The sequence below is a fragment of the Streptomyces spirodelae genome, from assembly GCF_017676385.1.
Taxonomy (GTDB): Bacteria; Actinomycetota; Actinomycetes; order Streptomycetales; family Streptomycetaceae; genus Streptomyces; species Streptomyces spirodelae.
Genome location: NZ_JAFFZN010000039.1, coordinates 11,783 through 32,869, shown reverse-complemented (window position 1 = coordinate 32,869; position 21,087 = coordinate 11,783). Strand labels below are relative to the sequence as shown.

Genomic DNA, 21,087 nt, shown 5'->3' with positions numbered 1-21,087 from the left:
GGGCCGGGAGTGCGGGGCATGGCACCCTTGGACCGGCGAGACCCGCCATCATCACCATGGGCACAGGCACTGGCGAACTAGGTAGTGACGAGGAGCAGACGTGCAGCGCTGGCGTGGCTTGGAGGACATCCCCGAGGGCTGGGGGCGCAGCGTCGTCACCATCGGCTCGTACGACGGGGTGCACCGGGGGCACCAGCTCATCATCGGCAGGACGGTGGAGCGTGCCAGGGAGCTGGGCGTCCCGGCCGTGGTCGTCACCTTCGATCCGCACCCCAGCGAGGTCGTCAGGCCGGGCAGTCATCCCCCGCTGCTCGCGCCGCATCACCGGCGGGCCGAACTCATGGGCGAGCTAGGCGTGGACGCGGTCCTCGTCCTGCCCTTCACCTCCGACTTCTCCAAGCTGTCGCCGGCCGACTTCGTGGTGAAGGTGCTCGTCGACAAGCTGCACGCACGCAGTGTCGTCGAGGGCCCGAACTTCCGCTTCGGCCACAAGGCGGCCGGCACCGTCGCATCCCTGGCCGAGCTGGGCGAGACGTACGACTACGACGTGATCGTCGTCGACCTGTTCGAGCGCACGGAGAGCGGCGAGGCATTCTCCTCCACGATGGCCCGGCGACTGGTGGCCGAGGGCGACATGCGCGCCGTGAGCGAGGTGCTCGGCCGCCCGCACCGCGTGGAGGGCACGGTGGTGCGCGGAGCACAGCGCGGGCGCGAGCTCGGCTATCCCACGGCGAACGTGGAGACGCTGCCGCACACCGCCGTCCCCGCTGACGGCGTGTACGCGGGCTGGCTGACCGCCGAGGGCGAGGCGATGCCCGCCGCGCTCTCCGTCGGCACGAACCCGCAATTCGACGGCACCGAGCGCACCGTCGAGGCGTACGCCATCGACCGGGTGGGCCTGGACCTGTACGGGCTGCATGTGGCCGTCGACTTCCTGGAGTACATCCGGGGCCAGGAGAAGTTCGAGACCCTCGAAGCCCTCAAGGCCCGGATGGCGCAGGACGTCGACGAGGCCCGGCGCCTGGTGGCGGCGGTGGAAGGCTGAGCCCCGGTGAGGTGAGCCCGTTGCGGGGCGGTGGGCTCACGGGATCGCGGCCTGCCCCCGGTGTGTGACGAGGTGAGGGGTGGCGGACCGCGGTCCGCCACCCCTCACCTCAACTGTTACCGCTACTGCTGCCAGCCGCTGCCGGGCTGGGGCTGTCCCGGGTGACCGGGGGCCCCGGGGTGCGGCTGCCCGGGCTGCGGGGGGCCCGGATACCCGTAGCCGCCGCCCGCCCCGTACGGCGGTTGGGGCTGCTGCTGTGCGGGCGGCGGACCCGCGGCAGCACCCGGGTGCCCGGGCTGGGCGGGCTGGCCCGGTACGCCGCCCTGTCCCGGCATCGGCGGGGCCAGCTGCGGCGGCGGGTTGCCGTCCGCCGTCCACAGACCCTGCTCCTGCTGGGCCCGTGCGAAGTCCTCGGCGACCATCGCGGAGAGGTTGAAGTACGCCTCGCGGGTACGGGGCCGCATCATGTTCAGATCCAGTTCCGCGCCCGCCGACAGGTGCTCGTCGAACGGGACGGTGATCACACCGCGGCACCGGGTCTCGAAGTGGGCCACGATGTCCTCGACCCTGATCATCTTTCCGACCTCGCGCACGCCGGAGATCACCGTGATGCTCCGCTGCACCAACTCCGAGTAGCCGTGCGCGGCGAGCCAGTCGAGCGTCGTACTGGCGCTGCTCGCACCGTCGACGGACGGTGTGGAGATGATGATGAGCTGGTCGGCGAGGTCCAGCACACCACGCATCGCCGAGTAGAGCAGGCCCGTTCCCGAGTCGGTCAGGATGATCGGGTACTGCCTGCCCAGCACATCGATGACACGGCGGTAGTCGTCGTCGTTGAACGTCGTCGAGATCGCCGGGTCGACGTCGTTGGCCAGGATCTCCAGCCCGGACGACGCCTGCGAGGTGAACCGGCGGATGTCCATATAGCTGTTGAGATACGGGATCGCCGTGACCAGGTCGCGGATGGTGGCACCGGTCTCGCGCCGCACCCGGCGGCCGAGCGTGCCCGCGTCCGGGTTGGCGTCGATGGCGATCACCTTGTCCTGACGCTCGCTGGCCAGCGTCGAACCCAGGGCCGTGGTGGTGGTTGTCTTTCCCACGCCGCCCTTGAGGCTGATGACCGCGATCCGGTAGCAGGACAGCACCGGAGTACGGATCACATCCAGCTTGCGCTGCCGCTCCGCCTCCTCCTTCTTGGCGCCGAACTTGAACCGCGAGCTCTTGTGCCCCGACTGGGGGCGCGGCTTCTTCTTGTTGTTGATCAGCCGGTCGGAGGAGAGCTCAACTGCCGCCGTATAGCCCAGCGGTGATCCCGACTGGTCCACCCGGCGCGGGTCAACGGCGCCGGGATGCGGCTGCAAGGGCTGCTGTGCCTGGGCCGGTGGCTGGGGCTGGGCCGGTGGCTGTGCCTGGGCCGACGGTTGGGGCGCGCCGGGCTGTTGAGCATGGCCGGGTGGCAGCTGGCCTGGAGCCGACGGCTGTCCCTGCCCTGACGCGGGGGCCTGCGGTTGAGGCCGGGCCTGGGCCGGCTGGGGCTGCTGCTGCGCCTGTGCCGGGCTCGGGGCCTGGGCCGGCAGTTGCGCGGGAGGCTGGCCCTGCTGGTGCTGGTGCTGGTGCTGGTGCTGGGGCGCTCCGGGTTGAGGCTGACCTGGGTAGCCGTAACCGTGCTGGGGCGGGGCGGGCTGCTGCTGACCGGCCTGCTGCTGACCGTGCGGCGGCACGGGCTGGTTGGGCCCCGGCTGGTACTGCTGCCCTGGCTGGGCCTGGCCGGGCACCGAGTGCCCCAGTTGCTGCTGTGCGGGTGGCACTCCGGCGCCGCTCCGGGGCTGTTGTTGCCCTGCCTGCGGATAGCCGTAGTGGCTCTCCTGCGGCTGGCCGCCCGGCTGCTGCCCCTGGCCCGGGAGCTGGTGCGGGAACTGCTGCCCCTGGCCCTGCCCCTGGTGCGGAGGCTGTTGTGCGTGGTGTGCCTGTTGCGGGAGCTGCGGCGCCTGCGGATTCTGCCCGGCTTGCTGCGGCTGCGGCTGCTGGGGTGCGTACGGTGCCGTCGGCATCCCCTGCGCCGCCGCAGGGGGCTCGGTCACACCCGGCCATGCCGAGCCGGGCGGGGGTGCGGCGGCGGGCTGGAAGTCGGGTGGCAGCGGCGGAAGTTCCTGTGCGCCTTCCGCACTGCTGCCGCCACCCTCGCCGGGCGGGGCCGCCCAAGGGGCCGTCTCCTGCGGCGCTGCGGGGGCGAGGGGGTGGGGCGGTACAGCGTCCTGCGGTTCCGCGTCCTGCGGCTCCGGGGGCGTCGGTGCGGGCGCTTCCGCGTACCGGCGCTGCTCGGAGGGTGCGTCCAGATCGAAGTCGTACGCGGCGGGGATCGCGTCCTGCGGCTCCTCCGGCTCGTCCGTCTCCCTCGGTTCGGAGCGGCCGACCGCGCCCTCGCCGTCACCGCCCTCGGGCTGTGCCGTACTCGCGGCAGCATCTTCGCTCTCGCGCTGCTCCTTGGCGGCGTACGCGGCCATCTCCCGGCGCAGCGCGGACGCGGAGAAGCGCATGGTGGCGCCATCCTCGGCCGGGCCCGGGGACTGCGGTTCCTCGTTCTCCGGTGCCGTGGCGGACGTGACCGTAGCCTCCGGCGGCTCCACGGGCTTCACCGGCTCCGGATCGGCGGAGGCCGCTTCCCCGGGGTCATCCGTGGGCTTTTCGGGCTCGGTCACGGCAGGGGAGGGAGCGCGCCAGCTCGGTGCGGCCGCACTCGACAGCGCCTCGCCGTCCTCGGACCGGCCGTCATCCGCAGGGTTCTGGTCCGCACGGTCCATGTCCGCACGGTCCGCGCCCGCCGGGTCCGCGTCACCACCCGCGCCATCGCGACCGGCCGCATCACCGTCGGCCGTATCGTCACCGGCCACTTCCGCACCGAAGGAGTCCGGCCCCAGGTCGTCAGCAGCGTCGGCGGGCATGCCGGTGAACGGACGCTCGCGCTCGGCCTCAGCCGTCGCCGCAGCTTCCGCGGTCCCCGAAGCGTGCTCTGGCTCCGAGTCTTCCGCCGCTGCCTCCGGCTCGTCGGCCCGCGGCTCGCTGAACGGCTTCAACGAGGGAAAGGCGGGCAGCTCCGAGCCCGGTCCTTCGCCCTCGGCGGGGCCGGAGGTGCCGTAGCTCCCGGCGGCACCAGGGGACTCGGCCGGCTCGAAGCCTGCCGAGGGACCGCTGTCGGCCGACGGCGGGACGTCGGCCGTCGACGGGCCTGCCGGCGGAGAGGGGGGACCGGACGAACTCGCCCACCAGTCAGCGTCGTTGAATCCCGTACTGCCGTAGGCGGGTTCGCCCGCGGTGCCGCCTTGCTGCCCCGCTCCGGGCATCGGTGCCGACGTGTCGGGCGCCGGTGCGCTCGGAGGTGGTGCGCTCGGAGGCGTCGTCGCCTGCGGCTCGGGCCTGCTCGCCGCGTCCTGGGTGTACCAGGCAGGCGGCGTGTAGTCGATGGTGAACTGGCCCGTGGCCTCCGGCTCGCTCTCGGCATCCGCTTCCGCGTCGAGCTGGTCGGAGCCGGGCATGGTCCCGCGGACGCGGATCTCGTCCCGGTCGCTGCTCACAATGCCTCCTGCTGTGGTCATTCACCCCGGTTTGTCACGCGCCCGCCCACGCGCGTCAGTCCAGCCTAATCATCGCAAGTGTCACTCGGGCAGTCCGGTCCGGCGCCCGGCGTCAGTCCAGCCGTCGCGGCGTCCCCAGCAGCCCCGACTCCGCGTCGGTCGGCTGCGTGAGCGCGTACTGCCTCTCGCGTCGTGTGCACCAAAGAGTGACACCGTCGCCCAGCGTGGAGAGCGCCTCCACCTCCTGCGGCGGCAACTGCATGATGCGGCCGATCTGCTGCGCCTCATCGGGTGACACCCGCTGAACGCCCACCAACGCCGCGCTGCGCAGCAGCCGGGGGGCGACAGGGCTCAGATACGGCAGCAGCGTCAGCACCGACTGCCACGGCATCGCCGCGACACGGCCGCGTGGAGGCCGCATGCCACAGTCCCGGATGACCAGCACCGGGCTGCTCACCGTTGGGCCCATGGGCGGTACCCGACCCACGTCGTAGAGCGAGATGCACTCCTGGCCTGCGCCCGCCGCCTGCACCAGATGCGTCCACGCCTGTGCCCGGCCGGTCTCCACCGCCACCCGTGCGCCCGTTCCAGCCAGCCGCAGCGCCAGCACCTGCGCCGTCCACAGGCCGCCGACGAGCACCACGTCGTACGGGGACGGGTGGTGGAAGCCGATCACCTGGGGGCGGCCCTCCGCATCGTTCCCGACGACCACACCGTCGTCCCCGATGGGCAGCGACAGCGCGCCCAAATGGTCTGCGGGCACAGCGTGTTCCACACGATGCGGCCCCAGCAGCCCTTGCGTGTAGCGGCTCGCCATCAGCGCACACCCCCCAGCGGCAGCGTCGCGAAAGCGCCAGGCAGCTGCTCCCGGTCGAGTCGCACCAGCCCGACCCGCGCCGAGCGGGCGGCCCGCTCCAGATGCCGCCGGGCACCGGCCAGCTCGTTGTCCGAACGGCCGGTCAGCCGCACATGGCCGCTGACGGTGACCGCGCTGCGGCGCGTCGAGCGGCCCAGCGTCAGGCTGAACGTCGTGGTGAGCGTCGGCGCCGAGGTCAACAGCGCCACCAGGCGCGGCAGCGGGGTGGCGGCACGGCCCAACTCGGGCCAGCGGCCGACCGCGTAAGTGGTGTGCCACCTGTCGTCGCACCGCCAGGTGCGTGCCGACTCGGCGGTACGTCGCGCGGGGGCCGCGTCCGGCCGGCTCGCCCTGGCCGTTGCCGCCGGGCTCACACAGGCGGAAGTGGCGACCGCGGCAGTCAACTCCTGCTCGTTGAGCACCGTGGCGACGAAGCCGGCTCCCGTCACCCGGCTGGCCAGATGGTCGGCGGCGCGCACCAGACAGCGCTGCGCGCCCTCCAGGCCGCCTCCACGCGCCTCGACCGCCTCCGGGCACAGCTCCGGATCGAACTTCAGCGCCACCCAGGTCAGCCGCAGCGCGGGCGACCCGGTCTGCTCCTGCAGCGGCCCGTAACTGCGCCGTGCCACCGACTGGTCCGGCAGGTGGGGCGCCGGAGCCGGCTGTACGTGCTGCACCAGCTGGACGGACTCCAGCGCGATGCCGTCCACATCAAGTGCATCGTGCATCAGCCCCAGCGGCAGCGCTCGCGCCCCGAAGGCGGGGCGGAGCGCGCTGGGCGCGGCCTCTATCCGCACCACGGCCGTCAGGAAGGTGCCGTCACCCAGCATCCCTGTGGTGCGCCGCTTCTTGTCCACATAGGCGTATGTGCGCAGCGCCGGAGCGCACTCGACCAGGGGGAGGAAGCTGGCGTCGATCCGCTCGCCCTCCTCGTCCAGCACCATCGCCGGCGTCAGCGGCTGGGACGCCACTCGTCTGCGCGCCCGCAGCGCCAGCAGCGTGCCGAACCAGTCATGAACAGAGCGCTGATGCCTGCGGATCACGGCCAGCGCCACCAGCACGGCGGCGACGACGACGCCGGGTACCAGCAGCAGTCGGTCGATGGCGGCCGCGATCAGCAACACCGTGGCGGCCAGCTCCAGCAGCACCAGTTGTTGCAGCTGAAGCGGTCCCAGACGGCTCGTACGCGACTCGGTGCGCAGCGTCGTCGAGGCGGGCACCCGAGGGCCTGGCCGTGGGGCCTGGGACCCCCGGGACGCGGACGCGGCGGCTCCCGGGCGCCGGGACGCACCCGGCCCAGAGCGGCTCGTGGCGCCGGCCGCACCGCGCGCCCGCGTCGCAGATCCCATCCGAGAAGGCCCCCTCATGTCCGAATTCGCCCCACTCGTCGGGGGCGTTGGGCGGGCGATCACGATACCGGAGCGGCACAAGGCAATCCCCAACCGGCATAGTAGGTGCCCGGTCCGACAATCGGCAGCGGCCGCGAGCGCCGCGCGGACCGGCGAGCGGTACCGTTCCGGACCGGCCGGGGCTCAGGTCCCTCAGGGCCGGACGGTGCGGGGGACAGCAGGTACTTCAGGGGAGCGTCTTTCACTCATGGCATCACGGCGCGACGAGCTCAATGCCTACACCTTCGCCAAGAAGCGGCTGGTGGCGGCGTTCCTCCAGCCGTCACCGACCGGCACGGAGGAGGGCGCACCCCGCCCGTTGCGCGGCATCCTGCCCGGCGTCGTCGTCGGCGCGCTGATCCTCGTCGGATTCGGCGCCTGGGGCATGTTCAAACCGAAGGCCCCCGAAGGCTGGGACACGCCCGAGGAGAAGGTCATCATCGGCTCCGAGTCGACCACCCGGTACGTGGTCCTCAAGACCAACGGGAAGCCCCAGCTCCACCCGGTACTCAACCTCGCCTCCGCCAAGCTGCTCCTCGACCCGGGCAAGGGCGAGGTCGTCAAGGTCGACGAGAAGGTCCTCGACAAGGGCGACATCCCGCACGGAGCCACTCTCGGTATCCCCTACGCCCCCGACCGGCTCCCCGAGCGCAAGGAGGCGGGCGAGAAGAAGCGCTGGGCGGTCTGCGTACGGCCCAGCCAGGGCGACCGCGCCGTCCAGAAGGCAGCCTTCGTCCTGGCCGACCGCGACCAGGACAAGGTCGAGGGCAAGAACCGGCTGCGCAACGGTGAGCTCATCTTCGTTCAGGGCCCCGACGACCGGCTGTACGTGGTCGACAAGGCCGGCTGGAAGTACCGCATCGCACAGGACGAGACCCTGCTGACCATCCTGGTGGGCAACCGCAAGCCGCAGCGCGTCTCCCGCGAGTGGCTCGCCACCCTGCACAGCGGCCGGCACATCTCCTTCCCGCAGGTCCCCGGCCAGGTCGGCGCCGATGCGGGCATCTCCGGCCTCGACCCGAACACCAACAAGGTCGGCACCGTCATCAAGGCGCCGTCCGGGAACCACATGCAGCACTACATCGTGCTGTCCGGCAGGGTCCTGCGGATCAGCGACTTCATGGCACAGCTCCTGCTCTCCTCCAAGCAGCTGCTGCCGCTCAAGCAGAACGGCGAGGCCATCAAGGTCAACGCCAGCGCCTTCTCAGCGTCCGGGGCCTGGGGTGAAACCCTGAAGTGGCCCAAGGACGAGAGCTACGCCGTCAACTCCGCCAGCACCCGCTCCGGCAGCCGCAACGTCGCCTGCAACGTACTGCGCAAGGTCGACAAGAAGACCGGCGCCACCACGCTCAGCACCTGGGTGGGCAAGGAGTTCCCCGAACAGCTCCCCGCCGGCACCTCCAGCGCCTACGTCACCCCTGGAACCGGCCAGCTCTTCCGCCAGTTCAAGGGACGCAGTCCCGGCGACGGCGGCATCTTCCTGGTGACCGACACCGGTCTGCGCTACGCGATGCAGAACAACACCGACAGCGAGGAGGGCGAATCGGGGATCGGTGAGGACAAGAAGTCCGACAAGCAGCAGCAGCAGACCGAGACCCAGAACGCCCAGCGCCGGCTCGGATACGAGAAGGTCAAGCCCGCGCCCGTCCCCGCCACCTGGGCCGCTTTCCTGCCCACCGGGCCACGCCTGTCCACCGGCGACGCACGACAGCCGCAGGGCTCCTGAGGGGTGGCACGGATGCACAGGATCGACGGGGCGACGAGGCCCAGTAGCAGCCGCCGTACGACGACGCCCGCGAGCGGGGACCGGCGGCCCGGCAGCGCACTCCTGCGCCGACTGCTGCGATTGCGCAGACTGGGGGCGGTGGCCGCGGCGACAGCCGTCACGGCCTCCACCCTGACCGTCACCGCGGCCCCTCCGGCAGCCGCGGACGCCAGCACCCAGTGCAGCTTTCCCGCCAAGCCCTTCAAGGGCCGCCCCTGGTCGCTCCAGCGGGTCCTGCTCAACGAGCTGTGGCAGAACACCGACCAGGGCGCGGGCGTCCGGGTCGCCGTCATCGACACCGGCGTCGACATCAAGAACGAACAGCTCAAGGACGCCGTCGACGCCGACGCGGGCAAGAACCTGCTGCCCAAGAAGCCGAAGAAGGACGAGGAGAGCGGCCGCGCCACGCCCCGTGGCAAGGCCAACGGCACCAGCGACGAGGTCGGCCACGGCACCAAGGTCGCCGGCATCATCGCCGCACGCCCGGCCGAAGGCACCGGCTTCGTGGGTCTCGCCCCCAAGGCCACGATCATCCCGATCAAACAGAACGACGCCAACGGCAGCGGCACCGCCGCCACTCTGGCCGATTCGATCGACTACGCGGTCGAGGCCGACGCCGACATCATCAACATCTCCCAGGACACTGCCGAGGCCCTGCAACCGGACTCCGAACTGGAGCAGGCGGTGCAGCGGGCCGTAGAGGCAGACGTCGTCGTGATCGCCTCAGCGGGCAACGACGGCCTGGGCGGCAGGGACAAGAAGACCTACCCCGCCTCCTACCCCGGCGTCCTCGCCGTCGCAGCCTCCGACCGCAACAACGAGCGCGCCCCCTTCTCCCAGGCAGGCGACTTCGTGGACGTGGCGGCCCCCGGCGTCGACATGGTCTCCACCGTCCCCAGGGGCGGCCACTGCGTGGACAACGGCACCAGTTTCTCCGCCCCCTACGTGGCCGGAGTCGCCGCCCTGCTCCGCGCGAAGCACGACAAGGGCCCTGACAGGTGGTCCCAGCAGAACATCGTCGCCCAGATCGAGCAGACCGCGGAGCGCTCCATCCCCGGCCACGACCGCCTCGTCGGCTGGGGTGTCGTCGACCCGGTGGCCGCTCTCACCGAGGACGACAAGCGCATCACTCGCCCGGTGGCCGAAGAAGGCGTCGAAACGGTCGAGAAGCCGACCCCGGCCAAGCTTCAGCTCGGCGAAACCGAGCAAGAAAGGAACGAGAGACTGGGCACTTACGTCCTTGTAGGGGGCGGCACCCTCGTCGCGGTGGTCGCGGGCTCCTCGCTCATCTACCGCGACTGGCGCCGCCGCAAGCGCCCGGCGACCACCCGCTGAACGGGAACCGACACCCCACCGGTGTCGGAGGCGGCTGATAGAAGAGAGGCATGTGCCACGCCGGTGTCACACGTTACGGTCCTGCTACGAGCAACTACTCACAGCTTATTTGCAGTTGGAACGTGCTGGACACAACTACTACAGTGACATGAGCGCTGCCCGGCCGGACCACGAAGACCGCCGGACAGTGGATGAAACGGGGCAGAAGGGGGGAGCCCATGGGGCAGTTGGGGCCCGACGGCAAGGAGATGCCACCGCCGGTGCTGTCGCCGGTCAAGGCGTCCTCCTCGAAGGGGGACCTGGAACGACGTGCTGAAGCGCTGAAGAAGCTCAAGACGCGTATCGACGGGGTCATCTCGGAGTTGGACACCTCCCCCGCCGCGAAGCACCAAGTCTCCTGCAGGCGCGTCACCAGGAAGTCGCTCAGCGGGGAGAGCATCCCCTACTCGGAAGCGGACGACCTCTTCACCAAATACGCCGAGGTGCACGAGACCCTCACGCTCCTCTCCTCCACCCTCCGGGACCAGATCGACGCGACGGGTATCGCCATCAAGGGCGCCGACAAGGGCTTCGATGCCTTGGAGGAGGAAGAAAAGCGTCGCTTCTGGCAGATCCAGGCCCGGGTGGAAGCGGCGGAGAGGAAGCTGAAGCACCCGGACGGTGAGGGACAGCAGCACGGAGGCAAGGGCCAGGACAAGGGTGGCGAGACGCCTACCGAGAACAAGCCCGAAGGAAACGCCGACGAGATCGAACGCTGATCGGCAGGCGCACACCCGGATTCAGGAGGACACATGGGCGACAAGGGGAACAAGGAACCTGTTGACCCGTTCACAGGGAAGGGGTACACGGCGGATGAGATGCCGGAGGACCCCACACTCCCGATGGAGTTCAGCCCTTTCCTGCAGCCGCCGACCACGCAGAAGCCCGAGCTCTTCCGTGCCCCCGGCGCCGGCCCTTTGGCCCCACCTGCTGCCGGCTCGGGCGGAACCACGGACTTCGAGCCCTACCGCCTCAACCAGATGGTGGATCTCGTCGAGGACGCTTCCCCCCAGGACCTGGAGGACGTCGGGGACGCTCTCTGGGACGCTGCTCGCGCCATCAGGAAGGCCGCGGAGGAGCTGAAGACCTACTTCGACGGGGTGGAGTCCGACTGGAAGGGTGAGGCGAAGGAAGAGTTCTCCAAGTGGGCCACACGTCTTCGCCGGGACACCCTCAAGCTCAGCGAGTACGCGGGTGCTGCGGGCACACAGCTCAAGGCGGCCGGCTTCGGTCTGTCCATGGTCAAGTCCTCGATGCCGAAGCGGGACCCGGAGGAGGACAAGGTTTACGGGCCGTACCTCCCTCCCAAAATCACCAGCAAGTCGACGCCCAAGGCACGCGAGCGGGAGAAGAACCGCCAAGAGGCCATCCAGCAGATGAACAAGCTGAGCTCCTACTACAAGGTGGCGCTCACGAACATCCAGGCAGCGGAGAAGAACAAGCCGGTGTTCGGAACGATGCCGGACGTGGGCATGCCTCCGCCGCCGCGGGGCTCTGGCCCGCTCCGCCCGGGTGATCCTGGTAGGGGAGGCGGTACGGAGTCGGCAGGAGTGCCCTATGTCGCTGGGAACTCTCCAGGTGCGACCGATCACACGACCGCTGCCCACGTACCCCGCGGTGACGAGGGGACCAGCCGGATCGATCCCGTCGCACCCCAGTATCGCCCTCAGACGCCGGTTCTTCCGGAGGCATCTGTCGGGACGGACATCGACAGTGCCCCTCCCGCGCCCGTCCTGAAGCCGATAGAGCCCGGCACTCCACCACAGATGCCTCCGACAACCAGCCAGCCCGGCCTGCCGCCTGGTGGGCCTCCCAGCCCTGGCCCTGTCATCGTTCCGCCGGGTGGTCCGCCTCCTGGCCGCGTAGGTCCCGGCCGAGTGGGCCCCACCGGCCCTGGACAGCAACGCCCGTACGTACCGCCGCCCGTGAACCCGGGCCGCACCGGACCGGGCCCGACTGGCCCCGTTGGACGCCCGGGGCCGATGCGTCCGGGCCCGGTCGGTCCGGTCCCGCCGCCTGGGCAGGCCGGCCGACAGGCCGGTAGCAACAACGGACCTCGGCCGCTCGGGCGTCCGGGAATGATGGGCGTTCCGCCGGCCACGACGGGGCCCAATACCGGTGGCCGTGGAACGAACTCCGGCACCGCTCGGCCTGTCCAACGTGGCGGAATCGTTGGTGGCACACCGAGTCAGTTCGGATCCGGTGCGAAACCGCCCGCCTCACAGAAGCCGCGCGGGATGGTGATCGACGGGCAGGGCGCTCCGGCAGCTCGGCGGCTCACCGGCATGGCCCCGCCTGTCAATGCTCTGGGCTCGGGGGGAGTAGGCGGGACGGGCGGCGGGCGTTCGGCGAAGAACCGCAGGAGACCGAGTGACCGGGACGGCGTCGTCGGAGAACCTCGCGAAGGTGACAAGGCACGGGAGGCCGACGCGCGCGCGATCCCCGGAGGAGGGGGCTTGGTCGTCGGAGGACAGACGTCGTCGAAGCAGGAGAAGCGTCGTGAGGAGCCGCGACGCCCTGACGCTTCGGCAGAAGGTGAACAAAAGGGGCGAGCCGGGCGGCACGGCAGCGTGCCGCCGGTCATCGAGTAACCAGTGAGAGCGACAATGACGGCAAGTTTCCGGCAACCACGAGCAAGGCGTCGGCTCCTCACTGGAATTGCCGCAGTTGGGGCCTGGACGGTCGCCATGACTGGTCTGGCACCAGCCGCGAGCGCGGACGGAATCCAGTCCCAGGAGTGGCACCTCAAGGCCATGCAGGCCGAGAAGGTCTGGAAGGTCAGCACCGGGAAGGGGGTCAAGGTAGCTGTCATCGATACCGGGGTCGACCCGTCCACTCGATCCCTACAAGGTCGAGTGCTGCCAGGTAAGGATGTTTCGGGCGCTCCCGGTGACGAAACACGGGACGATGATGGCCATGGGACGACAATGGCCGAGCTCATCGCGGGTTCTGGGGAGGGCGGAACCCTAAAGGGGCTTGCACCTGACGCGAAGATCATCCCCATCCGTACCAACCTCGAAGGTATGAAAGGTGCGGACAAAGAGAAGGAGCACCTCGGGGAAGCCATCAGGGCAGCAGCTGACAGTGACGCTCAAATCATCAATATGTCTCTCGGCGGTACAAACCCTCACCCTTCCATAGCGAACGCGGTGAGGTATGCCGTCAAAAAGGGAAAACTTCTGTTCGCCGGTGCGGGGAACGATGCCCAGAAGGGCAATCGAGAGAGTTACCCTGCGGCGTATCCGGACGTGGTAGCTGTGGCGTCGACCAACAAGGCTGGAAAAGTTGCTGAATATTCCAGCTATGGCCAGCACACGGTCCTTTCCGGGGCAAGTGCAGGGCTTCCTGCATGGTGTGATGGCGAGAAGAAGAGGTACTGCCGCGGGGGAGGGACCAGTTCTGCCGCCGCCGTAGTCTCGGCCTCCGCAGCCCTGATCTGGTCCCACCACCCCGACTGGACCTCGAATCAGGTCCTCCGTGTCATGATCAAAACCGCTGGCCTGAAGGGCGACGAGCCCAGCAAGTACGTCGGGTACGGAGAGGTCCGCCCGCGTATGAACCTCGTCGAAGGCGAGGGCGATCCCGGCGACCCCGACATCAGTCCCCTCACCGGCGAGCGGACTCTCCACACCAAGCCGTCGAAGTCGAAGGAGTCGAGCTCGCAGGCCAAGGGCTCCGGCAAAGGCGACTCGAACAAAGAGGCTGCCCCCGACAAGGTGAAGGTGGCAGACTCGAAGTCCAAGGGGGAGGACAGCAGTTGGCTTCTCCCAGGGGTCGGGATCGGAGCGGGAGTCATCATCCTCGCGGGGTGCGGCTTCGCTGCCGTGCGCCTGAGGCGGAACTAGACCTGGACATCCGGCGTCGTAGACGGCGACGCGGGTGGCTTCGAGAAGAGAGAGGGTACATCCATGGCAGAAGGTGCTGGCTACGGCCAGAAGATCAGTCACTCCGAATACAGCACGTTCAAGAGGAATCTGAATGAGATCAACGGTCAGTTGGTCCAGAACGTGCGTCAGCTTCAAGCGCTCATCGGAACGGTGAGTGTCGGCTGGCAGGGCGCCGGTGCCTCGGCGTTTCAGAAGGCGCAGAACGCCATCAACAACGACCACCACGCTATGAACCAGATGCTGAGCGGCATCATCGAGGCTGTCCACAACACGCAGAAGCTCGGCGTGGGGAATGACGAGGACATCCTGAACTCTTTCCGCCAGATCGACGTCAACGGTAGCGCCGCTGGCGGACACATCAGCGCCGGCAGCGGCCTCGGAGGAATCGACGCGGGGCTGGACCAGAGCGGCGCAGGAAAGGCCGACTTCAACGGTTCTCAGGTCGGCGTCGACAGGAGCAAGCTGTCCGGCCTGTAGTCGACCGAACGCGGTACGGCAAGGACGTGCCGCTTGCCAGCAAAGAGCCCCGCAACCCTCTTTCGTGATCGGAGAGAGCATGTCCGCAGAGAACCAGTTGGACACCCTGAAGGTCAATTACGGCCACCTTGACTCCATTGCCGAGGAGCTCAAGAATCGCCGTACTCAGATCGAGACTCAGATGGACGCGATCTGGGCCGAGGTCAAGAAGGTCGACCAGGCATGGGAGGGTGAAGCCAAGGAGATGTTCCGCGCGATCGACAAGCAGTGGCACGCGCGTGCGAACGACATCAAGGCTCAGCTCGACAAGGTCGAGAAGTTGATCCATGAAGGCAAGGGTCACTACCACATGACCGACAAGAAGGGCGCGAGCCTCTTCCAGCAGATCTCCGGCCAGGTCTCGGGCTGGTAGCCTTCCCGCAGTTTCAGGGGCTGGGCTGTTTCCAGAACAGCCCAGCCCCTGCTGCGTTCGAGCGTTACTGCTGCGCCGCCGTCCCCCCATCCCCCGGCGCCCGCTCCAGATCGAACTCCCCGTCCCGCGCCCCCAGCACGAACGCCTCCCACTCGGCGGCCGTGTAGCGCAGCACCACCTCCGGCTCTTTCGAGTTGCGCATGGCGACGGCGCCGCCGGGGAGGTGGGCGATCTCGACTCGCTCGTCCTCGGGACTGCCAGGGGCGCTCTCCCAGACCGCGTCGGAGATGTCCATGGCGTACAGCTCTTCCTTTTCCTGCTGAGTCCCCACAGCAGTTCTCCTTCCTCGAGTTTCTCGAGCCTCCGGCCCCGGCTCCGGCTCCGGTTCTGGCCCCGCTCCGGCTTCGGAGGGTCAGCCTACGTGGACGCGGCGCGACCATGCGCCGGGTCCACGGGGAGGCTCACATCTCGTCCGGCATCCACCCCAACTGCACCAGCGGAGTCCCCCGCTTGCGTGAGACGAAGAAGCCACGCCCCGGCGGCATGGGGCGGGGGCGGACATTGCCGAGCAGGTCGCCCTCGCCCGGATCGCCGGACAACACCACGCCCTGTGCCCCGAGTTCCTTGATGCGGGTCATGAAGGACTCGAACATCGACCGGGAGGCGCCGGCGGAGCTGCGGGCGATGATGAAGCGGACGCCGACGTCGCGGGAGAAGGGCAGGTGCTCGGTGAGGACGGCGAGAGGGTTGCCGCTGGAGGTGGCGACCAGCTCGTAGTCGTCGACGACGATGAAGATCTGCGGGCCCGTCCACCAGCTGCGGTCACGCAGCTGCTGCGGTGTGACGTCGGAGGACGGTGCGCGGCGGTCCATCAGATCGCGGAGCGCGTTCATGTGCGTCTCCATCGTGTTGGACATCGGCGCGTACTCCAGCAGATGGCTGTCCGGTATGGCTCCGAGGAGGGAGCGCCGGTAGTCGCCGACGACGATCTTCGCCTCGTCGCCCGAGTACCGCTCGGTGATCTGCTTGACGAGCAGCCGCAGCAGCGCCGTCTTGCCGGATTCGCTCTCGCCGAAGACGAGGAAGAACGGGTCCGTCTCGAAGTCGACGAAGACGGGCTCCAGGTTGTTCTCGTCGATGGCGAAGGCGACCCCGCGCTCGGGGTGCGTGCCGCCGCCGGGGAGGCGGGCGGCCGGGAGTTCCCTGGGCAGCAGCCGGACCTGGGGCGCGGGGTCGCCCTGCCAGTGGGTGCTGACGGCGTTGCACATCTCGGTGCTGGCGTCGGCGAGTTCGTCGTCGGAGTCGACGCCGTCGATGCGCGGGACGCCGGCCATGAAGTGTTGCGCGTCCATGGTCTGGCCGCGTCCTGGTACGCCGGGCGGGACGTTGGCGGCGACCTTCCGGTTGAACTCGGAGTCCATGGTGTCACCGAGCCGCAGCTCCAGCCGGTTCATCAGCAGGTCCTTGAGCGCTGCGCGCACCTCCATGTTGCGGGATGCTGTGACGACCAGGTGGACGCCGTAGCCGAGGCCGCGGGCCGCGATGTCGTTGACGATGTCGCCCAGGCCCTCGTAGTCGTTGCGGAAGTTGCCCCAGCCGTCGATGACCAGGAAGACATCGCCCCACGGCTGATCGGTGATCTCACCGCGGGAGCGGCGCCTGCGGTAGGTCGAGATGGAGTCGATGTTGTTGGCGCGGAAGTACTCCTCGCGGCGGTTGAGGATGCCGTAGACCTCGGCGACCGTGCGCCGTACCCGTTCGGGGTCGAGGCGGGAGGCGATGCCGCCCACGTGCGGCAGTCCGGCGATGGCCGACATGCCGCCACCACCGAAGTCGAGCCCGTAGAACTGCACCTCGGCGGGGGTGTGGGTGAGGGCGAACGACGAGATCAGCGTCCGCATCAGGGTGGACTTGCCGGACTGCGGACCGCCGACGACGAGCATATGGCCCGCGGCGCCGGAGAAGTCGAGGTACAGCGGGTCGCGGCGCTGTTCGAAGGGCTTGTCCACGAGGCCGACTGGGACGACGAGCTGTCCGCGCCGGGGGTAGTCGGGCGCCGTCAGGCCGCGGCCCTCGACGGGCTGCAGCGGCGGCAGCAGTTCGTCCAGGGGCGAGGCGTTGTCCAGCGGGGGCAGCCACACCTGGTGCGCAGGGGTGCCCTGGCCTTCCAGCCGCCGTACGACCACGTCCAGCACGGTGTCGGCGAGCGCGTCGTCGTCGGCGCCGGTGTCGGGCTGCGCGGGCACGGGCGCTGTCTCCGGGTCGGGCCGCTGTACGGGCACCTCGGCGGCTGTGAACAGCACGGGCCGCCGGTTGGGGGCCAGCGGTCCGGCCGGCAGGTCGTCTCCGCCGGCCCGGTAGACGCCGGAGACGTAGGCGGCCTTGAAGCGGGTCATCTCGTCGGTGCCGAACTTCAGATAGCCGGAGCCGGGCACCGAGGGCAGGTGGTAGGCGTCGGGGACGCCCAGTGCGGCGCGGGACTCGGCGGCGGAGAAGGTGCGCAGGCCGACCCGGTAGGAGAGATAGGTCTCCAGGCCGCGCAGCCGACCCTCTTCCAGCCGCTGAGAGGCCAGCAGCAGGTGCACACCCAGGGAGCGGCCGATGCGGCCGATCTGGATGAACATGTCGATGAAGTCCGGCTTGGCGGTGAGCAGCTCGCTGAACTCGTCAATGACCAGGACGAGTGACGGGATGGGGGAGAGGGGGGCTCCGGCCGCGCGGGCCTTCTCGTAATCGTGGATGTTGGCGTAGTTGCCCGCGTCGCGCAGCATCTCCTGGCGCCGGTTGAGCTCGCCGCGGATGGAGTCGCCCATGCGGTCGACGAGGGTCAGGTCGTCGGCGAGGTTGGTGATCACGGCGGCGACGTGCGGCATGTGCGCCATTCCGGCGAAGGTCGCACCGCCCTTGAAGTCCGCGAGGACGAAGTTCAGGGTCTCCGAGGAGTGGGTGACGGCCAGGCCGAGCACCAGGGTGCGAAGCAGCTCCGACTTACCGGAACCGGTCGCGCCCACGCACAGCCCGTGCGGCCCCATGCCGTCCTGTGCGGCCTCCTTGAGGTCGAGCATCACCGGCTGGCCGTCCTCGCCCACGCCGATGGGCACCCGCAGCCGCTCGGCCTGCGAGCGCGGCCGCCAGGTGCGGGAGACATCGACGGAGGCGGCGTCTCCCAGGTTGAGCAGGTCGGTGAACTCCAGTTTGGCCAGCAGCGGTTCGTCACCGTCGTCGCCGGAGCCGACCCGCAGTGGCGCGAGCTGCCGCGCCACCGCCTCGGCCGCCTCGTAGGAGAGGGAGTCGGGGGTCCCCTCGTAGACCATGCCGTGGCCCGACTCCAGACGCAGGGTGCGCGGCTGTACGACGACGGACAGTCCGCCGCGCGGTACGTCGATGTCGCCGGGGACGATCTCGACGATGGTGACGCCCTGGAGACCTTCCTGCGCGGCCAGTTGCGAGTTGGGGAGCACGGTCGTGCCGTCCAGGACGACGACGAGGTGCGGCGCTTCCAGCACCGGGTCGGCCGCGGCGCTGAACCGCGGGCGTCCCTCCAGCCGGGCGGCGAGCAGCTCCTCGAGTTCGAGGGTGTCGCCGACGACCAGCCGTCGTGCTCCCGCACCGTCGGCCTGGTCCTTGGCCTGCGCGTGCGGCAGCCACTTGGCCCAGTCCCAGGCGCCGTAGCTCTCACGGTTCGCTGCGACCGCGATGACCAGGTCCTCGGGGGAGTGCATCGCGGCGAGCGAGCACAGCAGGGCGCGTGCCGAGGCGTACACGGAGTCGGGGTCGCCGCTGACGGTCATGTGGTAGAAGGCCCGCAGCGACACGGCCATCGGTAGCCCGTCGAGGGTGGCGTGGGTGTTGATGAACTGGTGCATCGCGCCGGCCGTCAGCGGCTCCAGTTCGTCGACCGGTGCGGTGTCCGGGCTGATCAGCGGGGTGGCCAACTGCTGTACGCCGAGCCCGACGCGCACCTGTCCGAAGTCGACGTCGGAGGGGCGCCGCTCCCACACCCTGCTGCCCTCGGCCACCAGGGACCACAACTGGTCGGGCGCGGGGTGCAGATAGAACTGGGCGTCGCGCTGCTTGAGCGCGGTCTTGCGGACCGTGCGGCGGGTCTGGGCCAGGTACCTGAAGTAGTCGCGCCGCGACTGCGCCATCTCGCCCTGGGTGCCCCGGCGCATCCGCACCACCATGGCGATGACCATGGTGACCGTGGAGAACAGCATCAGGACACCCATGATCTTCATCATCGGGTGGGAGTTCATGCCAGGCATGAGGAAGTAGACGCTGGAGCCGCCCATGCCGAGCATCGGCAGCACCTGCATCCACATGCCCTCCTGATTCGCCTTGGGCAGCTCAGGGGGCGGCTCCAACCGGAGTTCCTCGGCGGGCACTTCGGGAGGCAATGCCCGAGGCGGACGCTTGACGACGATCTGGGTCACTCGCGCACCAATTTCCCTTGCGTTCCCTAGGGTTCCCTGCGTCCGGGTTCCCCGCGTCCCTGGTGCGGAAGGGACGGTTCGGTGCCGGCACCCGGTGGCGACGGTCCCTTCAGGACGGTCCCCCTCCGCGGCTGGCGATCCTAGTGGCACAGTGAGTTGACCGGGAGCGGTAGGGTGTCGCGCGCTGCCGCGATGACGTGGCGGCGGCCCAGGGGCTCGCGAGCGGACGCCCGGCCCACTGACGCCCAGCACACTTTCGAGCAGGTGCCCAGCAGGCTCTTCGAGGGGGACACACAGGTGAGTACGACGGCTTCCGCCGCGGCCACCGGATCCGGTGGGCAGCCGGGTTCCGGTGGTGCCCGAGGTGCGGCCGGTCCGTCCGGCCGGGCGGCCGGGTCGGCACTGGACACCGGCTTCAGCCGGGTGACCATCGTCGCACCGGACAGCCGGATCGATGTCGCGCTCCCCGAGGACATCCCGGTCGCCGACCTCTATCCCGAGATCCTGCGGCTGTCCGGACAGAGCCCGGCCGAGGGCGCCCCTGTCGGCTACCACCTGGTGCGCCGCGACGGCACGGTCCTGGACAGCTCCCGCTCGTTCGCGGCCCAGCGCATCCTGGACGGCGAGGTGCTCAGCCTGCGCCCGTTCGCCGAGTCGCTGCCGCCCGCCGTCTTCGACGACGTCTCCGACGCGGTCGCCTCGGCCGTCACCCGGGACCGCCGGCTGTGGGGCGACGGGATGCTGCGCGCCGCCGGGCTGATCGGCGGTGGCGTACTGCTGGCCCTGATGGCGCTCGTGCTGTGGTTCTCCGACCCGGCCGGGCACGACATGCACGGGCTCGCCGGTGTGCTGGCCGCCGTCGCGGGTGTGCTGCTGATGGCGCTGTCCGCCGTGCGGGCCCGCGTCTACGACGACCGGGCCACCGCCATCGCGCTCGGCCTCGCGGCCATGCCGCATCTGATGGTGGCAGGCAGCGGCCTGCTGCCCCTGGAGGACGGGCTGGGCATCGGCAGGCTGCAGTTCCTGCTGGGCTGTGTGACCGTGCTGCTGGCCTCCAGCATCCTGATCGCGCTCACCCCCAACGGCGACGGCCCGTTCGTCGCCGCGGCCTTCACCGCCACCATCGGCACCCTGATCACCTTCATCGCGATCGTGAGCGACCTGCGCCCGGTCGAGACGGCCGCCATCTGCGCGCCCGTCGCCGTCGGCGTCCTGGCGTTTCTGCCGGGCCTCTCCACCCGCTTCGCGCGGCTGCCCATCGGCTTCGAGGCCACGCGCACCCAGATGAGTGACTACGACGCGGACCCGGACGCCGCCCCGCAGACCCAGGGGCCGATCGACGCGGAGCGGATCGCGGCCCAGGCGAGGCGCGGCCACGAACTGCTGGTCGGCCTGGTGGGCGGCTGCGCCGCCGTGGTCGTCGTCTCCAGTGCGGTGCTCAGCTTCTCCGGCTCCGGGTGGGGGCAGCTGCTCACCCTGGCGACGGGCATCGCGATGCTGCTGCGGGCCCGCCTCTTCCGCTACACCTCGCAGGTCAGCAGCTCCCTGGTCGCCGGTCTGGTGGCGCTGGTGCTGCTCGGGGCGGGTCTCGCCGGGGACTTCCCGGCCGGTGGTGACGCGCTGCGCACCGTGTGGCTGAGCGCCGCGCTCGCCCTGGCCGCCGTGTTGGCCGTGGCCATCGGGCTGACGGTCCCCCACAAGGGCGTGACCCCCTTCTGGGGCAGGTTCGTGGAGATCATGGAGACGTTCGTCCTGCTCACGCTGGTACCGCTGTGCCTGGCGGTGATGAACGTCTACTCGGCGGCCCGCAGTCTCACCAGTTAGCCACTGATACCCTGTACCGGCCTCCCGAGTATCGAAGCCTCCCCTGTGAAGAAG

The 21,087-nt window shown here is 69.8% G+C and carries 13 protein-coding genes; 8 read left to right on the top strand and 5 right to left on the bottom strand.

Annotated features, from left to right (window positions below; all coding sequences use genetic code 11):
* Positions 1 to 100 precede the first annotated feature (100 nt).
* Positions 101 to 1,045, top strand: coding sequence for a bifunctional riboflavin kinase/FAD synthetase (locus JW592_RS30080; protein WP_209268421.1), 945 nt, complete (start codon positions 101 to 103; stop codon positions 1,043 to 1,045).
* A gap of 122 nt (positions 1,046 to 1,167) precedes the next feature.
* On the opposite strand, the gene JW592_RS30075 is transcribed toward JW592_RS30080, so the two are convergent.
* The 3 genes from JW592_RS30075 to eccE form a co-directional block, all read right to left on the bottom strand.
* Positions 1,168 to 4,617, bottom strand: a complete 3,450-nt coding sequence (locus JW592_RS30075) for an SCO5717 family growth-regulating ATPase (RefSeq protein ID WP_307805598.1) — start codon at positions 4,615 to 4,617, stop codon at positions 1,168 to 1,170.
* A gap of 112 nt (positions 4,618 to 4,729) precedes the next feature.
* Positions 4,730 to 5,434, bottom strand: coding sequence for a hypothetical protein (locus JW592_RS30070; protein WP_209268420.1), 705 nt, complete (start codon positions 5,432 to 5,434; stop codon positions 4,730 to 4,732).
* Complete coding sequence (eccE, locus tag JW592_RS30065) at positions 5,434 to 6,822, bottom strand: type VII secretion protein EccE (protein ID WP_209268419.1); 1,389 nt, start codon at positions 6,820 to 6,822, stop codon at positions 5,434 to 5,436. Before eccE ends, JW592_RS30070 begins: the two co-directional genes overlap by 1 nt.
* A gap of 247 nt (positions 6,823 to 7,069) precedes the next feature.
* Between eccE and eccB the strand changes: the two genes are divergently transcribed.
* The 6 genes from eccB (at position 7,070) to JW592_RS30035 (ending at position 14,776) form a co-directional block, all read left to right on the top strand.
* Entirely contained in the window at positions 7,070 to 8,587 is a 1,518-nt protein-coding gene (gene eccB, locus JW592_RS30060) for a type VII secretion protein EccB (RefSeq protein WP_209268418.1), read from the top strand.
* A gap of 12 nt (positions 8,588 to 8,599) precedes the next feature.
* A complete protein-coding gene (mycP, locus tag JW592_RS30055) occupies positions 8,600 to 9,961 on the top strand; it encodes a type VII secretion-associated serine protease mycosin (protein ID WP_209268417.1) in 1,362 nt (453 codons plus the stop codon).
* Between the two features lie 218 nt (positions 9,962 to 10,179).
* Positions 10,180 to 10,719, top strand: a complete 540-nt coding sequence (locus JW592_RS30050; RefSeq protein ID WP_209268416.1) for a DUF2563 family protein — start codon at positions 10,180 to 10,182, stop codon at positions 10,717 to 10,719.
* Positions 10,720 to 12,687: 1,968 nt separating this feature from the next.
* Positions 12,688 to 13,845: a S8 family serine peptidase gene (locus JW592_RS30045; protein ID WP_229377095.1), complete on the top strand. Its 1,158-nt coding sequence runs from the start codon at positions 12,688 to 12,690 to the stop codon at positions 13,843 to 13,845.
* Positions 13,846 to 13,908: 63 nt separating this feature from the next.
* Positions 13,909 to 14,364, top strand: coding sequence for a WXG100 family type VII secretion target (locus JW592_RS30040; protein WP_209268414.1), 456 nt, complete (start codon positions 13,909 to 13,911; stop codon positions 14,362 to 14,364).
* A 79-nt stretch (positions 14,365 to 14,443) separates the two neighbouring features.
* On the top strand, positions 14,444 to 14,776 hold the full coding sequence (locus JW592_RS30035; RefSeq protein ID WP_209268413.1) for a WXG100 family type VII secretion target: 333 nt from the start codon (positions 14,444 to 14,446) through the stop codon (positions 14,774 to 14,776).
* A gap of 64 nt (positions 14,777 to 14,840) precedes the next feature.
* Here JW592_RS30035 and JW592_RS30030 read toward each other — a convergent pair whose 3' ends face one another.
* Entirely contained in the window at positions 14,841 to 15,107 is a 267-nt protein-coding gene (locus JW592_RS30030) for a DUF397 domain-containing protein (RefSeq protein WP_209268412.1), read from the bottom strand.
* A gap of 130 nt (positions 15,108 to 15,237) precedes the next feature.
* The gene (gene eccCa, locus JW592_RS30025; protein ID WP_209268411.1) at positions 15,238 to 19,209 is read right to left on the bottom strand and encodes a type VII secretion protein EccCa; all 3,972 of its coding nucleotides are present in this window, start codon (positions 19,207 to 19,209) and stop codon (positions 15,238 to 15,240) included.
* A 297-nt stretch (positions 19,210 to 19,506) separates the two neighbouring features.
* Here eccCa and eccD point away from each other — a divergent pair, with 297 nt between their 5' ends.
* Positions 19,507 to 21,033 carry a type VII secretion integral membrane protein EccD gene (gene eccD, locus JW592_RS30020; RefSeq protein ID WP_209268439.1) on the top strand — a complete coding sequence of 509 codons (1,527 nt, stop codon included), beginning with the start codon at positions 19,507 to 19,509 and terminating at the stop codon, positions 21,031 to 21,033.
* Positions 21,034 to 21,087 lie beyond the last annotated feature (54 nt).